This is a genomic window from Flavobacterium sp. 20NA77.7, assembly GCF_031326205.1.
Classification (GTDB): Bacteria; Bacteroidota; Bacteroidia; order Flavobacteriales; family Flavobacteriaceae; genus Flavobacterium; species Flavobacterium nakdongensis.
Window position 1 is genome coordinate 730,547 of the sequence record NZ_CP133721.1, and the last position, 21,241, is coordinate 751,787.

The 21,241-nt window shown below is 30.9% G+C and carries 14 protein-coding genes; 8 read left to right on the top strand and 6 right to left on the bottom strand.

Going from position 1 to position 21,241, the window contains the following annotated elements:
• The first annotated feature begins 69 nt into the window (after positions 1–69).
• On the top strand, positions 70–609 hold the full coding sequence (locus RF683_RS03125) for a glutathione peroxidase (protein ID WP_408733692.1): 540 nt from the start codon (positions 70–72) through the stop codon (positions 607–609).
• Between the two features lie 67 nt (positions 610–676).
• Here the strand turns inward: RF683_RS03125 and RF683_RS03130 are convergent, their stop codons facing one another.
• Entirely contained in the window at positions 677–1,171 is a 495-nt protein-coding gene (locus tag RF683_RS03130) for a GNAT family N-acetyltransferase (RefSeq protein WP_309532760.1), read from the bottom strand.
• Positions 1,172–1,247: 76 nt separating this feature from the next.
• On the opposite strand from RF683_RS03130, the gene menD reads away from it, so the two are divergent.
• On the top strand, positions 1,248–2,900 hold the full coding sequence (gene menD, locus RF683_RS03135) for a 2-succinyl-5-enolpyruvyl-6-hydroxy-3-cyclohexene-1-carboxylic-acid synthase (protein WP_309532761.1): 1,653 nt from the start codon (positions 1,248–1,250) through the stop codon (positions 2,898–2,900).
• On the opposite strand, the gene RF683_RS03140 is transcribed toward menD, so the two are convergent.
• The 3 genes from RF683_RS03140 to RF683_RS03150 all read right to left on the bottom strand — a co-directional run bounded on the left by RF683_RS03140 (position 2,897) and on the right by RF683_RS03150 (position 4,794).
• Entirely contained in the window at positions 2,897–3,433 is a 537-nt protein-coding gene (locus RF683_RS03140) for a hypothetical protein (RefSeq protein ID WP_309532762.1), read from the bottom strand. The two genes, menD and RF683_RS03140, sit on opposite strands and share 4 nt — an antisense overlap.
• A gap of 130 nt (positions 3,434–3,563) precedes the next feature.
• A complete protein-coding gene (locus tag RF683_RS03145; protein ID WP_309532763.1) occupies positions 3,564–3,986 on the bottom strand; it encodes a DUF1456 family protein in 423 nt (140 codons plus the stop codon).
• A gap of 22 nt (positions 3,987–4,008) precedes the next feature.
• The gene (locus tag RF683_RS03150) at positions 4,009–4,794 is read right to left on the bottom strand and encodes an alpha/beta hydrolase (protein WP_309532764.1); all 786 of its coding nucleotides are present in this window, start codon (positions 4,792–4,794) and stop codon (positions 4,009–4,011) included.
• A gap of 41 nt (positions 4,795–4,835) precedes the next feature.
• Between RF683_RS03150 and RF683_RS03155 the strand changes: the two genes are divergently transcribed.
• Positions 4,836–5,237, top strand: coding sequence for a TerB family tellurite resistance protein (locus RF683_RS03155; RefSeq protein WP_298655073.1), 402 nt, complete (start codon positions 4,836–4,838; stop codon positions 5,235–5,237).
• A 4-nt stretch (positions 5,238–5,241) separates the two neighbouring features.
• Here RF683_RS03155 and uvrB read toward each other — a convergent pair whose 3' ends face one another.
• Both uvrB and uvrA read right to left on the bottom strand, forming a co-directional pair.
• Positions 5,242–7,230: an excinuclease ABC subunit UvrB gene (gene uvrB / locus RF683_RS03160; protein WP_309532765.1), complete on the bottom strand. Its 1,989-nt coding sequence runs from the start codon at positions 7,228–7,230 to the stop codon at positions 5,242–5,244.
• Positions 7,231–7,232: 2 nt separating this feature from the next.
• On the bottom strand, positions 7,233–10,046 hold the full coding sequence (uvrA, locus tag RF683_RS03165) for an excinuclease ABC subunit UvrA (RefSeq protein WP_309532766.1): 2,814 nt from the start codon (positions 10,044–10,046) through the stop codon (positions 7,233–7,235).
• A 342-nt stretch (positions 10,047–10,388) separates the two neighbouring features.
• Between uvrA and RF683_RS03170 the strand changes: the two genes are divergently transcribed.
• The 5 genes from RF683_RS03170 (at position 10,389) to RF683_RS03190 (ending at position 21,211) form a co-directional block, all read left to right on the top strand.
• Positions 10,389–12,683: a T9SS type A sorting domain-containing protein gene (locus tag RF683_RS03170; RefSeq protein ID WP_309532767.1), complete on the top strand. Its 2,295-nt coding sequence runs from the start codon at positions 10,389–10,391 to the stop codon at positions 12,681–12,683.
• Positions 12,684–12,790: 107 nt separating this feature from the next.
• Positions 12,791–15,604: a helix-turn-helix and ligand-binding sensor domain-containing protein gene (locus RF683_RS03175; RefSeq protein WP_309532768.1), complete on the top strand. Its 2,814-nt coding sequence runs from the start codon at positions 12,791–12,793 to the stop codon at positions 15,602–15,604.
• Positions 15,605–15,847: 243 nt separating this feature from the next.
• On the top strand, positions 15,848–18,970 hold the full coding sequence (locus tag RF683_RS03180; protein ID WP_309532769.1) for a glycoside hydrolase 5 family protein: 3,123 nt from the start codon (positions 15,848–15,850) through the stop codon (positions 18,968–18,970).
• A 16-nt stretch (positions 18,971–18,986) separates the two neighbouring features.
• Positions 18,987–20,384 carry a glycosyl hydrolase family 16 gene (locus RF683_RS03185; RefSeq protein ID WP_309532770.1) on the top strand — a complete coding sequence of 466 codons (1,398 nt, stop codon included), beginning with the start codon at positions 18,987–18,989 and terminating at the stop codon, positions 20,382–20,384.
• A gap of 11 nt (positions 20,385–20,395) precedes the next feature.
• Positions 20,396–21,211: a glycoside hydrolase family 16 protein gene (locus RF683_RS03190; RefSeq protein WP_309532771.1), complete on the top strand. Its 816-nt coding sequence runs from the start codon at positions 20,396–20,398 to the stop codon at positions 21,209–21,211.
• Positions 21,212–21,241: the final 30 nt, after the last annotated feature.

Here is a 21,241-nt window from a genome sequence, read left to right on the forward strand (position 1 = left end):
AGTATGAGAATAGTAACATTTTTCGCGCCGCTTTTTATTGGTTTACTCGCGTGTTCGCAAACACCAAAAATGGCAATTGTTTCAGAAATTAACCATTCAAAACAAAATGAAAATACTATAATGAGCACAAATACCATTTACGATTTTAAAGTAAAAGATTTAGCTGGAGCTGAATTTGATTTTACTTCATTAAAAGGAAAAAAAATTATGATTGTAAACACGGCTTCTGAATGTGGTTTAACGCCTCAATATGAACAATTACAGACGGTTTACGAAACATATAAAGATGAAAATTTTGTTATTGTAGGTTTTCCAGCAAATAATTTTGGCGCTCAAGAACCAGGAACGAATGAACAAATAGCAACGTTTTGCAAAAAGAATTATGGTGTAACGTTTCCTATGATGGCAAAAATATCGGTTAAAGGGAATGATATGCATCCCATTTATCAATTTTTAACGCAAAAAGTTAAGAATGGATTACAGGACAGTGAAGTACAATGGAATTTCCAAAAGTATTTGATTGATGAAAACGGACATTTAGTAAAAGTAATTTCGCCAAGAACGCTCCCTAATGACGCAGAAATCATCAATTGGATTGAAGGGAAATAATATAGTGAACAGTCTCAGTCTCAGTGTTCAGTATTATGTTGACTGCGACTGAACACTGTGACTAATTTTAAAGCATTTTCTGTACAATAACGGAATGCAACCATCGATTAAATTTGTACCCTGATTCTTTAATAAACCCCACTTCTTCAAAACCATATTTTTTGTGAAAAGCAATACTATTTGTGTTTTCTGAGTCTATTACACCTATCATGGTGTGTAGTTCTTGCTGTTTAGCTACTTTGATTAATTCGGTTAATAAAACTTTACCAACGCCTATTCCTATTGCTTTTTTATGGGCATAAACAGAATGCTCAACGGTAAATTTATAGGCTTCTCTGAAACGAAATTCACTGTAAAAACCAAAACCTATTAGTTGTCCGTTTAGTGTAGCTACTAAAATGGGAAATCCTTTTTTTAATTTATCATCGAAAATGGCAAGTTGATTTTCTAGTGTCCTAGGATTATAGTCATACAAAGCGGTTGAGTGTAAAATAGCATCGTTGATGATATCTAATATTGCTGAGCAATCTTGAGTTTCATATGCTCTAACGAGAATTTCCATTTTTTAGAATAATTTTAGTTGTAAAAATAAGAAAAACCTTTTCAACTTTGTAACTTTGTCTTTCAGAATAAATAAAATGATGTATCCTAAAATTCCTTTAGCGCAAAATCTTATTGAGATATTTAAACAAAAAGGAGTCCAACATATCGTAATTTCACCAGGGTCAAGAAATGCACCTTTGACCATTGGATTTACTGCTAATCCATTTTTTAATTGTTACAGTATTGTTGACGAACGTTGTGCTGCATTTTTTGCCTTAGGAATGGCACAGCAATTACAACAACCCGTTGCTGTAGTTTGTACATCGGGTTCTGCACTATTAAATTACTACCCTGCCGTTGCGGAAGCATTTTATAGTCAAATTCCACTACTTATTGTTTCAGCAGATAGGCCGCAGAGTAAAATAGATATCGGAGACGGACAAACGATACGTCAAGAAAATGTATTTGCAAATCATTCCATATATAATGCTAATTTAAATGAAGAAGCTTCAGAAGAAAATGATTTAAAAATACAAGAAGCTATTTTTTATGCTGTTTCAAAAAAAGGGCCGGTACATATTAATGTTCCTTTTGAAGAACCTTTATATGAAACAACTGAATTTCTACATGGAGCTCCTGTTTTAGTTGATTTAATACAAAAAGAAGAAGCTTTTGTGCTTGATAAATCGTTTCAAGAGCAATGGCATTTAGCCTCAAAAAAAATGGTATTAGTTGGAGAATTAGCACCTAGTTCTATTTCTAACAAACTTATTCAAGATCTTGCTTCGGATCCCTCGGTTGTAGTACTTACAGAAAAATCATCTAATTTGCATCATGTTCAATTTATTGACAAAATTGACACATTGATTACTCCTTTAAATGAGGAAGAATTAACTATTTTAAAACCAGAAATTTTGCTCACATTTGGCGGAATGGTAGTTTCTAAACGTATCAAATCTTATTTAAGAAAGTTTCAGCCACAAGCTCATTGGCATGTAGATGAATTACGAGCATATGATACTTTTGGTGCCTTAAAAGAACATTTTGTAACACATCCAAATAGATTTTTAGCTCAATTATATGCACATCCACTAGAAAAACAATCGGATTATGCATCTATTGTTTTAGAAATTTGGAATAAAAAAGTACAAAAGCATAATACTTATTTAAAAGAAATGCCTTTTTCTGATTTTAAAGTTTTTGAGTATATAAGTAAGCATTTACCAAATCATTTTCAATTACAAGTGAGTAATAGTTCAGCTATACGTTATGTGCAACTATTAGATTTTTCTTCACTTACAAGCATATATTGTAATCGTGGTACAAGTGGTATTGACGGAAGTACTTCCACGGCTATAGGTGCCGCTGTAAAAGCGACCAGTCCCGTTTGTTTGTTAACAGGTGATATTAGTTTTTTCTATGATAGTAATGCCCTGTGGAACAATTACATACCTCGTAATTTTAAAATAATAATACTAAATAACAGTGGCGGAGGAATATTTAGAATTCTTCCAGGACATGAAGAAACAGCGACGTTTAACACATACTTTGAGACTTCACATGAATTGACCGCTGAGTATATGGCAAAAATGTATGGTTTGTCTTATTTTGAGGCTTGTGATTTTGAAACACTTGATTCCGTTTGGAATACTTTTATAGCTGAGTCAACGCCAAGTATTTTAGAAGTATTTACGCCAGAGAAAGAAAACGATAAAGTATTATTGCGTTATTTTAAAACTTTAAATTAATTAGTAGAAACAAAATTTAGTTTAGTATCGTAAATATATTTTTTTAAGTCCTCTTGAATACTTTTGTTTCCTTCATACTTTTTAAAAATAATGTTGTCAACTTTCCATCCATTATCAGGTATAAGTATGACATCTGCATAATTAGTTAATTCTTTATACGTTTTATTGTTGAACTCAACTAAGACTTTAATTTTATTTTTGAAAAGTTTTACTTCAAGAATTTTATGGTTGTAAATGCCTTCGTTTACTCGAGTAAATAAATCTCCATCCACTGTGAAAGGTTTGTCGGTAGGATAGGCGCTATTTTTAATAAGTTCAATTTCTTGTTCTTCTCTTTTTTTTGTTTTTCTAATTAAATCAATTAAGTCTCTAGACAATAATAGTGTATCCATTTTTCTAAAATCATTATCATTTTGATCATGTATTTTATAAAAATTATCGACTACTTTTGTTGCTTCTTCTTCATCAATTTTGTCGCATCCTATGCAAAAAATAAGACTAAAAAAATAAAATAGAAGTGCTGTTTTACGCATGTTAATCCTGTTGTAAATTTACCTTAACTAAGTTACTTGAAAAGGTTGGTTTTTAAATATTTACAAAGCTATTTAATTGCTTTATAATTTTAAAAAAAACAAGATTACATAAAGATGTGTAAAACAAAAATTATTTTTTTGCTTTACCGGGTTTATAAGTAAATTTTTCTACTGGATTGGTTTTTGTGTTTTTTGGTTTACCAAATTTTGGTTTAGTATTTTTTTGCGGTGTTACGTTTTTTTTCTCTGCAACTGATTTGGTATCAAACTCTTTTTTAAATTGAATTTTATTTTCCGAATGACTTTTAATTACGGCTAATGGATTTTTTGGATTTTCTTTTGTACCTCTTAAATAGATAACTAATCCATTTAAAAAGTTACGTAAAATTTGGTCACCGCATTCCACATATTTTGGATGTTCTTCATTTCTAAAAAAATTTCCAACTTCTCCTTTTGAAATTCTAAAATCGACTAATTCTAGTATTTCAGTAATTTGGTCATCACGCAGTTGTAGTGCAACACGTAGTTTTTTAAATATATCGTTATTTGTCATTTTTATTTTGTTGTCGCTTGAATTAAAAAAGCCAAAGATACGCTTTTGCAAATTGTTCACGCCATAATTTTTCATTATGTTCACCGCCTGGAATAATTACTTTTTTTGTCAACATTTTGCAGGTACATCTTTTTGTATTAACCAAATGAATAATTTCGTTACAATCCGATACCATATTTTCACTTTCATGATCACCACACATAAAATATAAATTTGCATCTAAATCTTTTGTTTTTTCAGTTAAATCAATGATTTCTTTTTTATTAATCCAAAAGGCGGGTGAAAAAACTCCAGCTTTTCCAAAAATTTCAGGATATTTTAAAATGGCATAATACGAAAGTAGACCTCCCAAGGAGCTGCCCATGATACCAGTATGATTTTTGCCAACTTTTACTGAATAATGTGAATCTATATATGGTTTTACAACCGTTACTATAAATTCTAAGTATGCATCAGCATTGCCACCACCATATTTTTCATTTTTATAGGGAGTTAATTCATTTATTCGATTAGCATTTCCGTGTTCAATACCTACTACAATAGTTTGAGCATGAAGACTATCTAATGTTTCATCAATATTCCATTCTCCTGAAAATGATTTTTTTGAATCAAATAGATTTTGTGCATCATGCATATAAAGTACGGAGAATTTTTTAGAATTGCTTTTGGAAAGTAGTGGCTTATAAATCCAAATTTTCTTGGTGATATGTAGAGATTCAGATGAAAGTGTAATGGAGTCTAACGTATGTTGCCCCAGAGCTTGCATTGAAAAAAATAAGTAAAGTAGTATAAAACAGTAAAATTTCATTAGTATATTTGGCTTTTTAAGATTATAAAATTAAGATAATAATGGATAGTCATCAAGAAAAATTAAGTTTATTACAAGAAATGATTGCTTTTGCCCTTGTAGATGGGGAGTTACACGATAATGAATATGATTTTATTGAAGTTGTTGCGCATGAATTATCCATAGATAAAGTGGCTTTATTAGAATTGTATAAAAATAAAACAGCTGTTCAAGTAATTAAAGATGAGTTTAATCGAATTTGTCAATTTTATCGTTTGGCGCTTTTAATGCAATGTGACGGCATATTGCATGAACGAGAACAGGTAAAAATAAATGAAATAGGGATTCGAATGGGACTGAATCCTTTTGCAATGAAGCGCATTTTGCATCTTATGCAAACAAATAAAAAAGGTGTTATCGATGGCCAAACCCTTTTAGCAATTTTTTCTGAACAATATAATTAAGGAGTTACAACTTTTCTTGCAATGCTTTTATTTCGTCTCTTAATTTAGCAGCTTGCATAAAATCTAGTTCTTTAGCCGCTTTTTCCATTGCTTTTCTTTTTTCTCTAATTCTTTTTTCAATTTCTGGTTTAGCTAAATATTCGGTTGGTTCCTCTGCGGCTACTTTAGGAGTATCTGAATAATTAAAACTTGCTATTTGATTCTTGCTTAAAGCATTATCAATTGACTTATTTAAAGCTTGCGGCGTTTTATTATGTTTAAAATTATAAGCAATTTGCTTTTCTCTTCGATAATTCGTTTCATCAATAGTTCGTTGCATCGAATTGGTGATTTTATCGGCATACATAATTGCTTTTCCATTTATATTTCGAGCCGCTCGACCAACAGTTTGTGTTAAGGAACGATGGCTTCTTAAAAATCCTTCTTTATCTGCATCAAGAATTGCGACTAACGATACTTCTGGTAAATCTAAACCTTCGCGAAGTAAGTTAACACCAATTAATACATCATATAATCCTTTTCGTAGGTCTTGCATAATCTCCACACGTTCTAGCGTATCTACATCAGAATGAATATAACGACAACGAATAGAAACTTTAGTCAAATATTTAGCTAATTCTTCTGCCATTCTTTTTGTAAGCGTAGTGACTAAAACACGTTCGTCTGCCTCACATCGAAGTTGAATTTCTTCAATTAAATCATCAATTTGATTGGTACTTGGTCGAACTTCAATGACGGGATCTAATAAGCCTGTGGGACGAATGACCTGTTCTACATAAACGCCTTCTGTTTTTTGCAATTCGTAATCTGCTGGTGTTGCGGAAACATAAACTACTTGATTTTGGAGTGCTTCAAATTCTTCAAATTTCAGGGGTCTATTATCCATGGCAGCAGGCAAGCGAAAGCCATATTCTACTAGGTTTTCTTTTCTGCTTCGATCCCCACCATACATAGCGTGAACTTGTGAAATCGTTACGTGGCTTTCATCTACTACCATCAAGTAATCATCTGGAAAATAATCGAGTAAGCAGAAAGGTCTTGTTCCAGCTTCACGGCCGTCTAAGTATCTTGAATAATTTTCTATTCCAGAGCAATACCCTAATTCTCGAATCATTTCCAAGTCAAAATTGGTTCGTTCTTCAAGTCTTTTGGCTTCCAAATGTTTGCCAATTTCTTTAAAATAATCTACTTGTTTTACCAAATCTTGTTGGATAGCCCAAATCGCATTTTGTAAGACATCTGGAGATGTTACAAACATATTAGCGGGATAGATATTTAATTTTTCATACCGTTCTAAGACTTGTGAAGTCTTTGCATCAAATGCTTCAATTTCTTCAATTTCATCTCCAAAAAAATGAATTCTAAACGGTTCGTCAGCATAACTAGGATAAATTTCAATAGTATCACCTTTTATTCTAAAGTTTCCAGCAGTAAATTCAGCTTCGGTTCTTGCATACAAACTTTGAACCAATCGATGTAGTAATTTTGTTCTCGAAATTTGTTGGCCATTTTCTAAACTAATGACATTTTTTTGAAATTCAACGGGATTTCCAATACCATACAAACAAGAAACAGAGGAAACAACCAATACATCTCTGCGTCCAGAAAGTAGGGCAGAGGTAGTGCTTAAACGTAATTTTTCTAATTCTTCATTAATAGATAAATCTTTTTCTATGTAGGTTCCCGTCACTGGAATAAAAGCTTCGGGTTGGTAATAGTCATAATAAGATACAAAGTATTGTACCGAATTATTAGGAAAAAACTGCTTGAATTCGGAGTATAATTGTGCGGCTAATGTTTTATTATGGGCTAAAATCAAAGTAGGTTTTTGTACTTCTTGGATAACATTAGCCATTGTAAAAGTTTTTCCAGAACCAGTAACCCCAAGTAAGGTTTGATATTTTTCACCTTCAACGATTCCTTTAGCTAATTTTTCAATAGCTTGCGGCTGGTCACCTGTAGGTTTGTAATCAGATACTACTTGGAATTTCATGGCTAATATAATTTTTCAGCTAAATACTTACCTGTTAATGATTTTTTATTTTTTGAAATTTCTTCTGGTGTGCCAAACGCGACTAAATTTCCGCCGTTTTCTCCACCTTCTGGTCCTATATCAATAATGTAATCCGCACATTTTATGAGTTCTAAGTTGTGTTCAATGACAATAATCGAATGCCCTTTTTCAATTAAGGCTTCAAAAGAAGTTAGTAATTTTTTGATATCATGAAAATGCAACCCTGTTGTAGGTTCGTCAAAAACAAATACCATTTTTTCTTTTGTTGCTCCTTTAACCAAGAATGAAGCTAATTTTATTCGTTGGGCTTCCCCACCAGACAAAGTAGAAGAAGATTGACCTAATTGTACATAGCCTAATCCTACATCTTGAAGGGGTTGTAATTTTTGTGTAATTTTAGTTTGATTATGTGTGCTAAAAAAGTGCAAAGCTTCATCAATAGTCATTTTCAATACATCATCAATGTTTTTTCCTTCGAAGGCAACTTCTAAAACTTCTTTTTTGAAACGTTTCCCGTTACATACTTCACATTCCAAATGGACATCAGCCATAAATTGCATTTCTATGGTTACTTCGCCATCACCTTTACACGTTTCACAGCGTCCGCCATCAACATTAAAAGAAAAATGTTTGGCTTGGTATCCTCTTAATTTAGAAGTAGTTTGTTTAGCATATAAATCTCTTATATCATCATACGCTTTAATATACGTAACTGGATTTGACCGAGAACTTCTTCCAATAGGATTTTGATCTACATATTCAATGTTTTTGATATGTGAAAAACTTCCTTCTAGGGTAGAAAATTGACCTGCTTTTTCGCCAATACCCGTTAATTTTTTTTGAAGTGCTGGAAACAAAATTTTCTTGACTAATGTACTTTTTCCGCTACCAGAAACACCCGTTATTACGGTTAAGCAATCTAAAGGAAAAATAACATCTATATTTTTTAAATTATTTTCTCTAGCACCTTTTATCTCGATATAATTTTTATAACTACGTCTTCTTTTTGGCACCTCAATACTTTTTCTTCCTGATAAGTAGTCTGCTGTCAACGAATCACTAGTAAGGATTTCGTTAAACGATCCTTGTGCCACTAATTGTCCGCCATGGGTTCCTGCTTCTGGCCCAATATCGATAATCATATCTGACGCTTTCATGATGTCTTCGTCGTGTTCTACTACGATAACAGTATTGCCTAATTTTTTTAGATTTTCCAAAACTGAAACTAATTTTTCAGTGTCTTTTGGGTGCAACCCAATACTTGGTTCGTCTAAAATATACATAGAACCTACCAAACTACTTCCTAACGATGTAGCTAAGTTAATACGTTGTGATTCCCCGCCTGATAAAGTAGCAGAATTTCTATTTAATGTTAGGTAATTTAAACCAACATCATTTAAAAATTCTAACCTATTCTGAATTTCTAAGAGTAAACGTTTAGCTACTTTAAAATCATATTCAGATAATTGTAAATTTTCGAAAAAAGGAATTAATTTAATAATAGGTAAGTCAACTAAATCAGAAATAGTGCTATCGCTAATTTTTATAAAGTTTGTTTCAATACGTAAGCGTTTGCCTTTACAAATAGGACATTTTGTTTTTCCTCTGTATCTTGAAAGGAGTACTCTGTTTTGAATTTTATAATTAGTAGCTTCTAGGTCTTTGAAAAAATCGTTTAGTCCTGTAAAATATTTGTTTCCTGACCAGATTAATTGTTTTTGCTCAAGGGAAAGTTCAAAATATGGTTTGTGAATAGGAAAATCAAATTTATGAGAATTGTTTACCAACTGGTCTCTGTACCAACTCATGCTTTCGCCTCGCCAAGGAAAAATCGCATTTTCATAAACAGATAAAGCAGTGTTTGGAATGACTAATTCCTCATCAATACCTATGATACTTCCATAGCCTTCACAAGAAGGACAAGCCCCATAAGGATTATTGAAGCTAAATAAATGAATATTGGGTTCTAAAAAATCGAGATTGTCTAATTGAAAATTAGTATTGAAAATGGTACGTTCATTTGATTCCACATTTTGAACATACAATTCACCTTTTCCTTCATAAAAAGCAATTTGTATAGCATCAGCAATTCGATTGTAAAATTCTTCTTCGTTTTTTACAACTATACGGTCTACAATCAATAGAATTTCTTTGTTAACCAGTGTTTTTTCCTCAATTAGCTCAAGCGTTGCTACAAAATCATCTAACCGTACCGTTTGATGGTCAATCAAAATCCTTGCAAATCCTTGCTGTAGTAGTACATTTAATTTATTGAGTAATTTTCTACCTTCTTCTAGATGAATAGGAGCAAGCAATAACCATTTAGAATCGATAGGTAATGATTGTATGTAAGTAACTACATCTGTAACGGTATGTTTTTTTACTTCAAGTCCAGAAATAGGAGAATAGGTTTTACCGATTCTTGCAAAAAGTAATTTTAGATAATCATAAATTTCAGTAGAAGTTCCGACTGTTGAACGCGCATTTGTGGTGTTTACTTTTTGTTCAATAGCAATAGCAGGAGCAATTCCTTTAATGTATTCTACTTTTGGTTTATCTAATTTTCCTAAAAATTGTCTAGCATAAGAAGATAGACTTTCTACATATCTTCTCTGACCTTCTGCATAAAGTGTGTCAAATGCTAAACTAGATTTACCAGATCCTGAAAGCCCTGTAATGACTACTAATTCATTTCTAGGAATGGCTACATCAATATTTTTTAAATTGTGTAATTGTGCTCCTTTGATTAGAATGAATTTTTTAGGATTTAAGGTTGTAATATCTTTAGGTATCATACTTTTTTTGTAAAATGAATACAAAGATAATTAATCTATATTAAGAAATTTAAAATCTTATAATTACTGCTTCAAAACTTTCAAAAATTATTCTTTTGAAAACGTTGTAGTTAGATTTTTTTAATTTTAACAACTATACAAAAGCTATACAATAGTATAATTTTTTTATTAAAATTAATTTAACTAATTGATAATCAATAGTTATATTAGTTACTTCTAAAATTTAATTTTTTTACTATTAAAAGATAAATGTATAGTTATTATATATATGTTACGAATTGTTTATGAATTTTAATCTATAATTTTACAATCGTTAACATTTAACTCATTAAATTAAATATTATGAAAAAAATTACTTTATTAATTATTGTATTGATTTCCTGCCTCGGATTTTCTCAAAATCTGGTAACAAATGGGGATTTTCAAACTGGAGTTGCAACGCCATGGACTGGAAATGCAGCAAACGTAGTTGACTTAGGTGCATCCAACTTTGTAAATCAAGCAAATATTACAGCTGCTGGTAATCCTTGGGATGTTAATTTAAGTCAAAATATTAATTTAGTAAGTGGCAAAACTTACAAATTAACATTTGATGCCTTTACAGATTCAGCTACTGGCACTAGAACGATACTTTCTGGATTAGGTCAAAATAATGCGCCCTACAATTCATCTACTTCAACGACAACGTTGACTTCTAATCTTCAAACTTTTACATATTTAATTACTATAACTTATGGTGATGCTGTAGGCGATAGAGTATTATTTGATATGGGAGCAGGCACAGGTTATGTATTTATTGATAATGTATCGGTTGTTGAAGTATTACCATTGATTCAAGATTTTGAAACACCCGTAACGTATTCAAATTTAGCTGCTTTTAGTGGTACTTCAGTTTCAGTGGTTGCTGATCCTGTTACAGGGACTTCTAACGGGCAAGTATTAAAAGGCATACAAGGTCCAGGGGGAGATATATGGCAGGGGGTTGAGTTTGTTCAAACTGCAAAAAAAGCAAAGTTGACCACAAACAAAACAATGACTGTAGATGTTTATTGTTCTCAAGCCTTTAACATATTAGCTAAAGTAGAACAAGGTGGAACAGCCCCAATTTCTGCGACTGGACAAGCATACACAACACCTGGTCAATGGCAAACGCTAACATTTAACTTTGCAGTTCCGATGGATAATACCTCGGTTGCAAACGGTGAATACCAAAAAATTATCTTTTTTGGAAATTGGAAATCAACTAATGATGGATTTAACAACCCGCTAGTTCCATTAACATTTTACATAAATAATATTAGAGCAGAAGAAACAATAATTCCAGTTACACTTCCTTTAATTCAAAATTTTGAAACTCCAAATACTTATACAAGTTTAGCATCGTTTAGTGGTTCTACTGCAACAGTAGTGAGTGATCCTGTTACAGGGGGTACTAATGGTTTAGTATTAAAAGGCGTTCAAGGGCCTGGAGGAGATATATGGCAAGGAATAGAATTTGTGCAAACTGAGAAAAAAGCAAAATTAACTACTAATAAAACAATGACTGTAGATGTATATTGTTCTCAAGCTTTTAATTTATTAGCGAAAGTAGAACAAGGTGGAACTGGTCCAAATTCTGCCAATGGGCAAGCATACACAACACCTGGTCAATGGCAAACGCTAACATTTAACTTTGCTGTACCAATGGATAATACAGCAACCGCTAATGGTGAATATCAAAAAATTATCTTTTTTGGAAACTGGAAATCAACAAATGATGGTTTTAACAGCCCATTAGTTCCATTAACCTTTTACCTTGATAATGTAAGAGCAGAAGAAGCTCCTGTAGTTCCTGTTACTGATCCGGCTCCTATGACACCGGCTCCTACACCGCCTGCAAGATTAGCTGCTGATGTTGTTTCAGCGTTCAGTGATGCTTATACCAATGAGGTAGTTTCAGCGTGGGGACCAGATTGGGGACCATTCTCTTCAACAATTGTTGATAATCCAATTGCTACAAATCCTACTAAAAAAATTAGTATGATAAGTGGAAAAACTTTTGCAGGTATTGTACTTGGTTCATATTATGATTTAACACAATTTACACATTTTCATATGGATTATTGGATACCAAGTCCTCTTTTAACTGGTCAAACAATAAGTATAAAATTATCAAATCATGCAGCTCAAAATGGAGAAACAAGCGGTATACAAACATTGCCTGTTCCACAAGGAGGTCAGTGGGTGTCATTAGATATTCCATTAGCTGATTTTGTAGCGGCATCTAATCCAGCAAATTTAGCTAGAAACTCAATAAAAGAAATTGTAATTACAGCTGCTAGAGCGGATAATCAACAGCCTCTATACATGTATTTTGATAATCTTTATTTTCATAAAAATACTACGTTAAGTAATGAAGAATTTCAACTTTCTCAAGTTAAACTATATCCAAATCCTGCCTCTAATATGTTAAATATACAATCGGCTAATACTATTCAAAGTATTGTGGTTTATAACGTTTTAGGTCAAGAGGTTTTAAATAAAGAAGTTAATAGTTTATCAACGGGAATTGATGTTTCAAGTTTTAGTAATGGAATGTATGTTGTTAAAACACTAATAGGAGGAGTAACTTCATCAACAAAATTCATTAAAGAATAATTTTAAGTCATTCAATAAAAAAAAGACTGCTATTTATGCAGTCTTTTTTTGTTTTAAATTATTAACAAGAATATTTTTGTTATCTTTAGTATCTAAATTTATTTAAAATGTATTATTTTAAAATTATTGTTACTTTTTTAATTGTATTAATTAACACCACAAATAGTTTAGCCCAGCAATTACCTCCTATTGTAAAATATTCTAAAGAAGTTTACAATGCAGGTATTCAAAATTGGATGATTTCTCAAGATAATCAACGGTTTATGTATTTTGCTAATAATGAAGGTTTATTAGAATTTAACGGTTCAAAATGGACTTTAAATCCTTCTCCAAATGAAACTATTATTCGTTCGGTCAAATGTATCAATAACAAAATTTACACAGGTGCTTTTATGGAATTTGGTTATTGGCAAAGAGCAACAAATGGAGAATTATATTATACTTCATTGAGTAACTCCATAAAATCAAAAATAAAAGATGATGAACAATTTTGGGGAATTTTCCCATTTGATAATTGGATCCTTTTTCAATCGTTGGAAAAAATTTATGCTTATAATACTAAGTCAAAGACATTCACAATTATTGAACCTAATAGTACCATAATTAAAGCTTTCAAAACATCTAATGGGATTTATTTTCAAACAAAAAATGGCTTATATGAAATAGATCAGGGTAAAAGTAAATTGTTTTTAAGTAATCAAATTATTAATCAAAATAAGTTGATAAATATTTATGAAACTCCAAATGGATTAATTTTAGTCACTCAAAAACTAGGTGTATATCAATATAAAAATGGACAACTAACTAAGTTTGTAACAGATATTGATACGCAAATTCAACAAAGTAATATTTATAGTAGTCAATTGTTATCCGATGAGAGTATTGCATTAGGATCCATTTCAAATGGTATTTTTATTATTTCAAAAGAGGGAAAAAAAATATATCATATTACCCAGAATTCAGGCTTAAGTAATAACACAGCACTTTCGTTATTTGAAGATTTAGATAAAAATTTATGGATTGGATTAGATAATGGTATTAATTGTATTAATTTAAAATCTCCTATTAATAGTTATTTAGATAATACGGGTGTTTTAGGGGCTATTTATGCTGCCGTAACTCATAACAATAAATTATATATTGGAACCAATCAAGGACTTTTTTATAAAAATTTAAATTCGGCTGACAAATTTGAGTTTGTGCCAAATACAAAAGGTCAAGTATGGTCACTATTTACTTTTCAAGATACCCTTTTTTGTGGCCATGATTCAGGTACTTATGTAGTGAATGGGGCTATTGCAAATTTAATTTTTTCAGGTTCGGGAACATGGAAATTTGAGCCGTATGGAGGGAATAACAATTATATTTTACAAGGCAATTATAATGGTATTTCAGTACTAGAAAAAAGGAATAATAAATGGGTGTTTAAAAATAAAATACAAGGTTTTGATTATTCTTCTAAACATTTTGAAATTATTGGTAAAAACGATGTTTATGTTAGTCATGAATATAAAGGGGTTTATAAATTTACTATCGATAATTTAATTTCAAAAGCTACAAATATTTTAAAATTTAAAAACCCTAAAAAGGGTAAGAATGCGTGTTTAGTTAAGTATAATAATTTTATTTATTATGCTTCAAAAGAAGGTGTTTTTAAATTAAATAATACAACTAAAACCTTTATTAAAGATAAATCTTTAAGTTCGATGTATCAAAATGATGAGTATGTTACTGGAAAAATGATTGTTGATAATTCAAATAAGCTTTGGTTTTTTACTAAAAATTATATTCATTATTACTCCTACGGAAAATTGTCTACGGAATTAAAGAAAAATAGTTTACCTATACCGTCTTCTCTAACAAATTCAATGCCCGGTTATGAAAATATTTTACAATTAGAAAATAATAAATACTTAATTGGTACTACTGATGGATTTTACATCCTAAAAAATGATGATTTTAAGTTTACTAATTATAAAGTTTCTATAATGCGAATTGCTAACACTATTGGCAATTCAAAACCTATTAATATACCTATAAACGGTGAAGTAAAATTATCCCATGATCAAAACAATCTAACATTTTATTTTACTGTTCCAGAATATGACAAATATATTAATGCTGAATATCAGTATAAATTAGACGGTTTTACTGATGAATGGAGTGAATGGTCATTTAATTCACAAGTAGTTTTTAAAAATTTGCCCGCAGGAGATTATACCTTTAGTGTAAGAGCTAAAGTTGCAAATTCAATTACAGATAATATTGCTACTTTTTCTTTTGAAATTCAAAAGCCATGGTATGCCAGTACTTTAGCTAAGTTATTATATTTTGTACTACTCATAATATTAGGTTTTTATATTCATAAATTTTATACTCAATATCATGAAAAAAGACATCAAAAAATTATTGCAGAAAATAATATTTTGTTAGAGCTTAAAGAATTAGAAAATGAGCAGAAAATAATGAAGATTAAGAATGAACAATTAATTCAAGATGTTGATAAGAAAAATAAAGAATTAGCTGTTTCTACGATGAATCTTATCAAAAAAACAGAACTTTTGAATATTATAAAAAGCGATTTAAAAAACTCATCAGATAGTACAACAAATAGAAGCATTAAATCTGTAATTACTACAATTAATAGGAACGTTAAAGAAGAAAACACTTGGAATGTATTTAAAGAGGCATTTGATAGTGCTGATAATAATTTTTTAAAGAAGGTAAAAGAAAGTCATCCAATTTTAACCCCTAATGATTTGAGGTTATGTGCGTATCTTCGATTAAATTTATCATCTAAAGAGATAGCTCCATTACTTAATATTTCAGTTCGAAGCATTGAAATAAAACGCTATCGTTTGCGTAAAAAAATGAATTTACCTCACGAAATGGGATTAGTTGAGTATTTACTAGCTATTTAGTACCTTGTTTTTTATGCGCAATAAACTATACATTACCTTAACAATTAGTATGTTGTTATCTAAGAACGTATTTTTTATTATTCAATGAAGGCTTTCTATTTAGCTAATTTTAGCTTTACAGAGGATGTTTCTGGGTTGTATATTTTTTGTAGAGGTTAATTATCATATATCGGAACAAATATTACTTTAATTTTATAAAATCAATTAAATTAAACAAGTATTCACAAAATTTAATAGTAACAAATGAAGAAAATCATTTTATTAGTTTTTTTATCTTATTCAACACTTTCCTTTTCTCAGGCAGATAAAGTAATAGTTGAAAATAGTAATTCTCGTTTTAAACTTAAAGTCAATGGAAGTGATTTTATTATAAATGGAATGAACTGGGATTATTTTCCAATTGGTACAAATTATAATTATAGTTTGTGGAAACAATCAGATGGTTTTATTCAACAAGCACTTGACCAAGAAATGAGTTTGTTGCAAAACATGGGGGTAAATACTATAAGAGTTTATACGGGTATACCAAAAAAATGGATAGAATATGTTTATAATAAGTATGGTATTTATACTATGTTAAACCATTCTTTTGGCCGATATGGATTAACTATTGATGGAAATTGGACGCCTAATACGGATTATTCTAATACAAAAACCAAAACCCTTTTATTAAAAGAAGTTGCAGAATTAGCTAATGAATATAAGGATACTAAAGGTTTATTGTTGTTTTTATTAGGTAATGAAAACAACTATGGATTGTTTTGGGATGGTGCAGAAACAGAAAATATTCCTGTTGATGAACGTAAATCTACATTACGTGCTAAAGCAATGTATAAATTGTTTAATGAAGCCTCGTTAACAATAAAATCTATTGATACGAATCATCCAGTTGCGATTTGTAATGGTGATTTATTATTTTTAAATATTGTAGCTCAAGAATGTAAAGATGTTGATGTTTTTGGAACAAATGTATATAGAGGCCAATCTTTTGGAGATTTATTTCAACGAGTTAAGCAAGAATATGGAAAACCAGTTTTATTTACAGAATTTGGTTCGGATAGTTACAATACAAATACTAATTCTGAAGATCAATTAGCGCAAGCAACCTATTTAAAACAAAATTGGAGTGAAATTTACGAAAATGCCGCAGGACTAAATAAGGCTGCAAATTGTATTGGTGGATTTACTTTTCAGTTTAGTGATGGATGGTGGAAATATGGACAAACTAAAAATTTAGAAATTCATGATGATATGGCTTCTTGGTCTAATGGAGGGTATCAATTTGATTTTGTTTCGGGCGAAAATAATATGAACGAAGAATGGTTTGGTATTTGTGCTAAAGGTAAAACTAATGCCAAAGGATTTTATGAATTGTTCCCAAGAGCATCTTATTATGTATTAAAAGAAGTGCATAAATTTAATCCACTTGAAAATGATTGTAATTTAGAAAAATTAAAAAAACATTTTAGTTCTATTAATATTATAGACGCAGTGTTAAAAGCGAGAAGTGATAAAGCATCTTTAGGTACTAGTGAAAATGAAATTTTAAAAATAAGTAATTTAAGAGCAGAATTTACAACATTTAATACTGGAGGTAGTTTATTGACAACTCCAATCCAATCGAATCCAGAAACAACATCATACCCAAATAAATTAGGTTTTGACTACATGCAATCCTATTATATAGGTGTTGAAGCAAACCCAACTTCAAACATGAAAGCAAATGTAAATGTTAACATTTTGGGGCATGTTGCAGAAAATCCAATAAATGAAATTTTTTATGAAAATAGAGGTAGAGTACAAAAATTAGTAACTGAAAATGGAACTGTTGTTCAATCAGATGTGAACAGAGTGCAAGTTTACAATGCATCCTATAGTTGGAATGAAAAACACTTTAATTTAAGAGGGTTTTATAGAACTGGTCATTACCATTGGGGTTACGAAGGAGACTTTTTTGCACTTTATCCAGAGGCAAATTATGGTCCAAATTTAGATATGTATAACGGAGAAATTTCAGGTTTTGAAATCGATGGAAAAAAAGAAATTTCAGGATTAAAAGCCGCATTTGGTCCACAACTTTGGTGGGGTGCAAATCCAGCATTTTTACTTAAGTATACTAAAAAAATTGGCAAATTTGACGCTACAGCAGTTTATCATGAAGATATAGATAAAGCCGCTGCTGCATTAACATCAATAGCTATTCCAATGCCAAAAACCAGAAGAGCTACAATTCATTTTAAATCAAGTTTTGGAAAACTTAATTTAGATTTTGGAGGTATTTGGGGCGGTCAACCACTAAATGGAAGAGTTTTTCAATTTGCAGTTCCTACTAACAACACATATACTATTTTTGATGATAAAGTGAAAAGTAGTGATAATTTTGGAGGTAAAGCAAAAATAACGTATTCAGGAGGAAGATTTAATTTCTATGCACAAGGAGCAATAATGGGATTAGTTGCGAATGGTGGTGCTGATAATACACAAACATTTACAGGTTGGAGACTAAAAGATAGTGGAAGTGGAAATCAAACAAATTTTTTAACTGGATTTACATATACAATTGGGAAATTACAAATTGCGCCAAATTTCTTATGGCAAAAACCACTAGTTGATGCAATGCCAAATGATGTAAATGCTCCTGGTAGATTAAGAAACATTCTTGATGATCCTTTTGTAGTAAGAGTAAATAGAGAAACGATTGGAGGAGAACTTTTACTTACGTATGATCCAACTCCAGCAACATGGATGTATGAATGGGACAATGATAGATCAGAGGATGCTAAATTTGCATTTAGTTCAGGATTTGTTTTTAGACATTTACCTACGACTCAAGATGCAGCAATCGGTTTTTTAAGTAATAGAACCTCTTTTGCATTTGCTAAATCTGCACCAGTACACGATTTATGGGAATCAAACACCAGAATTGTTTCAAAAATTAATTCAGAATTTGGAATGATAGCTAATGTTTATTTTGGAAATGCTCAAGCAAATGGAAGCGATACTAGATTAATTCAGCGAATGGGTGCTGATTTAAGATTAATTTACAATAAACTAAAATTAGTTTCTTCAGTAAAAGTTAACGATTGGGGCCCTTATGATTATCATAGAGATTTTAATTTAACGTATCCACTTCAATTGTCTTTTGATTTATCAACTACATTGGGTAAACCAGACTGGTTTATTTTACCAAATACTAAAATGGGAATTATGGGAATATGGCGTTCGTTAGATCAATATTCACCACGATATTTGCCTAATCAAACTGCAACAATTTATGATACAGAACCAATTATTAGTCCTGTTGGGTTTAATAAAGGTATTGAGTGGGAAATTAGAACGTACATACATATTAATATTGGTAAATAATTTAATTTATATTAAAATGAAAAAAAATAAAAATCTATTAGTAAATTCATGGTATTTACTTTTTGTAATGTTTTTTAATTTGAGCTGTGATAGAGAATTATCAGAAGATGCACAACTAGCAACATTTTCTAAAAACCCAAATGTATTCATCGATGAATTCAGCGCAGGCTTAGGTTATGGTGCATTTTCAGGTTCTAAGTATAGCGCGTTTTCTGTTGATACTCAAGTAAAATATCAAGGTACCTCATCAATGCGTTTTGATGTCCCTAATGAAGGAGATCCTGCTGGAAGTTATGCAGGAGGAGCTTTTATAGATCAAACAGGGAGAAATCTTACTGAGTACGATGCATTAACATTTTGGATTAAATCGTCACATGCAGCTTCCTTGAATGAAATTGGTTTTGGTATGGACTTTGGTCAAAATAAGTTTAGAGTTACATTAGAAAATGTAAGTATAAATACAAATTGGCAAAAGGTTATTATTCCTATACCAGACGCTTCTAAATTGACAATTGAAAAAGGAATGTTTTGGTATTCTGAAGGACCTGAGAATGGTTTAGGGTACACATTTTGGATAGACAATGTTAAATATGAAAAATTAGGAACAATTGCTCAAGGCGCTTCACTTATTTTAAATGGTTCAAACGTAACTCAAACAACGTTTGTTGGAATGGAAACTAATATAACAGGTGTAAAAGCAACATTTAATATGCCAAACGGAGTAAATCAAAATTTGACTATTAGTCCAGCATATTTGAATTTTACATCATCAAATCCAAATACCGCTACTGTTAATTCTTCAGGAGTTGTAAGTTCTATTAATGCTGGTACTTCTGTAGTTACTGCAAATTTTAATGGTGTACCTACAACAGGTAGTATGACAATTAATTGTTTAGGAACTTTTACACCAGCACCAACACCAACTAGAAATCAAGCGAATGTCATATCCGTTTTTTCAGATACTTATTCAAATATTCCAGTGAATTATTATAACGGATATTGGCAACCCTGGCAAACAACTACATCTAACGATTTTACAGTTCAAGGAAATAATGTTCTGCATTATACAAATTTTAATTTTGTAGGCATCGAATTCAGCTCACCAACTGTTAATGCTACTAATATGACACATTTACATATTGATGCATTCATACCAGGTACAATTGCGCCAGGAAGACAACTTAGAGTAAAAGTTGTAGATTTTGGGGCAAATGGTGTTTTCAGTGGTGGGGATGATACTAGTCATTCTACCACATTTACAGTGCCTACTTTAGTTTCGCAATCATGGATACCAATTGATATTCCATTCACAGCAATGTCTGGACTTTCAGGTAGAGCGCATTTAGCTCAAATCATTTTAGAAGGTGGTGATGGTTCTTCTATTTATATTGATAATGTTTATTTATACAATTAATTAAATATACTATGAAATATTTACATAATTATAAGCTAGTACTATTTGTTACATTCATTTCACTACTAATTTTTTCAAATTGTTCTACAGACGAAAAACAAACTGTTACTACGATGCATGAATTAGTTTTTCAAGATGAATTTAATACAAATGGAAGTCCAAATTCTAATTTTTGGAATTATAATATTGGAACAGGAACTAATGGTTGGGGAAACAACGAGTTACAATATTATACAAGTAGACCAGAAAATATACAAATTGTGAATGGTAATTTAAAAATTACGGCAAAGCAAGAGTTATATATGGGATCGGGTTATACTTCAGCAAGAATTTTTTCAAAAAATAAAATTGAACAAAAATACGGAAGAATTGAAGCTCGAATTAAGTTGCCTCTTGGAAAAGGTCTTTGGCCTGCATTTTGGATGCTAGGAGCAGATTCTGATATGGTTAGTTGGCCACAATGCGGCGAAATTGATATTATGGAATATTTAGGTAATAGTCCTACACAAGTTTTTGGTACTGTTCATGGACCAGGATATTCAGGTGGCCAATCAATATCAAAAACATATACATTGACAAATAGCAGATTTGATACTGAATTTCACATTTTTGGAATTGAATGGGGCGAAAATTACATCAATTATTATGTAGATAATGTTTTATACAATCAGATTACACCTGCAGATGTAACAGGTGAATGGGTATTTAACAAACCTTTTTATCTCATTTTAAATGTTGCTGTTGGTGGCAATTTACCAGGTTCGCCAAATAGCCAAACGAGTTTTCCACAATCAATGTTAGTTGATTATGTAAGAATATATAAGTAACCTACATCATAATAATTATATCTATTAAAA

What these genes read in the sequence shown, in the direction of transcription:
- RF683_RS03180 (WP_309532769.1), top strand. Translation starts at nt 15,848, where the DNA reads ATGAAGAAAATCATTTTATTAGTTTTTTTATCTTATTCAACACTTTCC.
- RF683_RS03175 (WP_309532768.1), top strand. Translation starts at nt 12,791, where the DNA reads ATGTATTATTTTAAAATTATTGTTACTTTTTTAATTGTATTAATTAAC.
- RF683_RS03150 (WP_309532764.1), bottom strand. Translation starts at nt 4,794, where the DNA reads ATGAAATTTTACTGTTTTATACTACTTTACTTATTTTTTTCAATGCAA.
- RF683_RS03170 (WP_309532767.1), top strand. Translation starts at nt 10,389, where the DNA reads ATGAAAAAAATTACTTTATTAATTATTGTATTGATTTCCTGCCTCGGA.
- uvrB (WP_309532765.1), bottom strand. Translation starts at nt 7,230, where the DNA reads ATGAAATTCCAAGTAGTATCTGATTACAAACCTACAGGTGACCAGCCG.
- RF683_RS03185 (WP_309532770.1), top strand. Translation starts at nt 18,987, where the DNA reads ATGAAAAAAAATAAAAATCTATTAGTAAATTCATGGTATTTACTTTTT.
- RF683_RS03140 (WP_309532762.1), bottom strand. Translation starts at nt 3,433, where the DNA reads ATGCGTAAAACAGCACTTCTATTTTATTTTTTTAGTCTTATTTTTTGC.
- RF683_RS03130 (WP_309532760.1), bottom strand. Translation starts at nt 1,171, where the DNA reads ATGGAAATTCTCGTTAGAGCATATGAAACTCAAGATTGCTCAGCAATA.
- RF683_RS03190 (WP_309532771.1), top strand. Translation starts at nt 20,396, where the DNA reads ATGAAATATTTACATAATTATAAGCTAGTACTATTTGTTACATTCATT.
- RF683_RS03155 (WP_298655073.1), top strand. Translation starts at nt 4,836, where the DNA reads ATGGATAGTCATCAAGAAAAATTAAGTTTATTACAAGAAATGATTGCT.
- menD (WP_309532761.1), top strand. Translation starts at nt 1,248, where the DNA reads ATGATGTATCCTAAAATTCCTTTAGCGCAAAATCTTATTGAGATATTT.
- RF683_RS03125 (WP_408733692.1), top strand. Translation starts at nt 70, where the DNA reads ATGGCAATTGTTTCAGAAATTAACCATTCAAAACAAAATGAAAATACT.
- uvrA (WP_309532766.1), bottom strand. Translation starts at nt 10,046, where the DNA reads ATGATACCTAAAGATATTACAACCTTAAATCCTAAAAAATTCATTCTA.
- RF683_RS03145 (WP_309532763.1), bottom strand. Translation starts at nt 3,986, where the DNA reads ATGACAAATAACGATATATTTAAAAAACTACGTGTTGCACTACAACTG.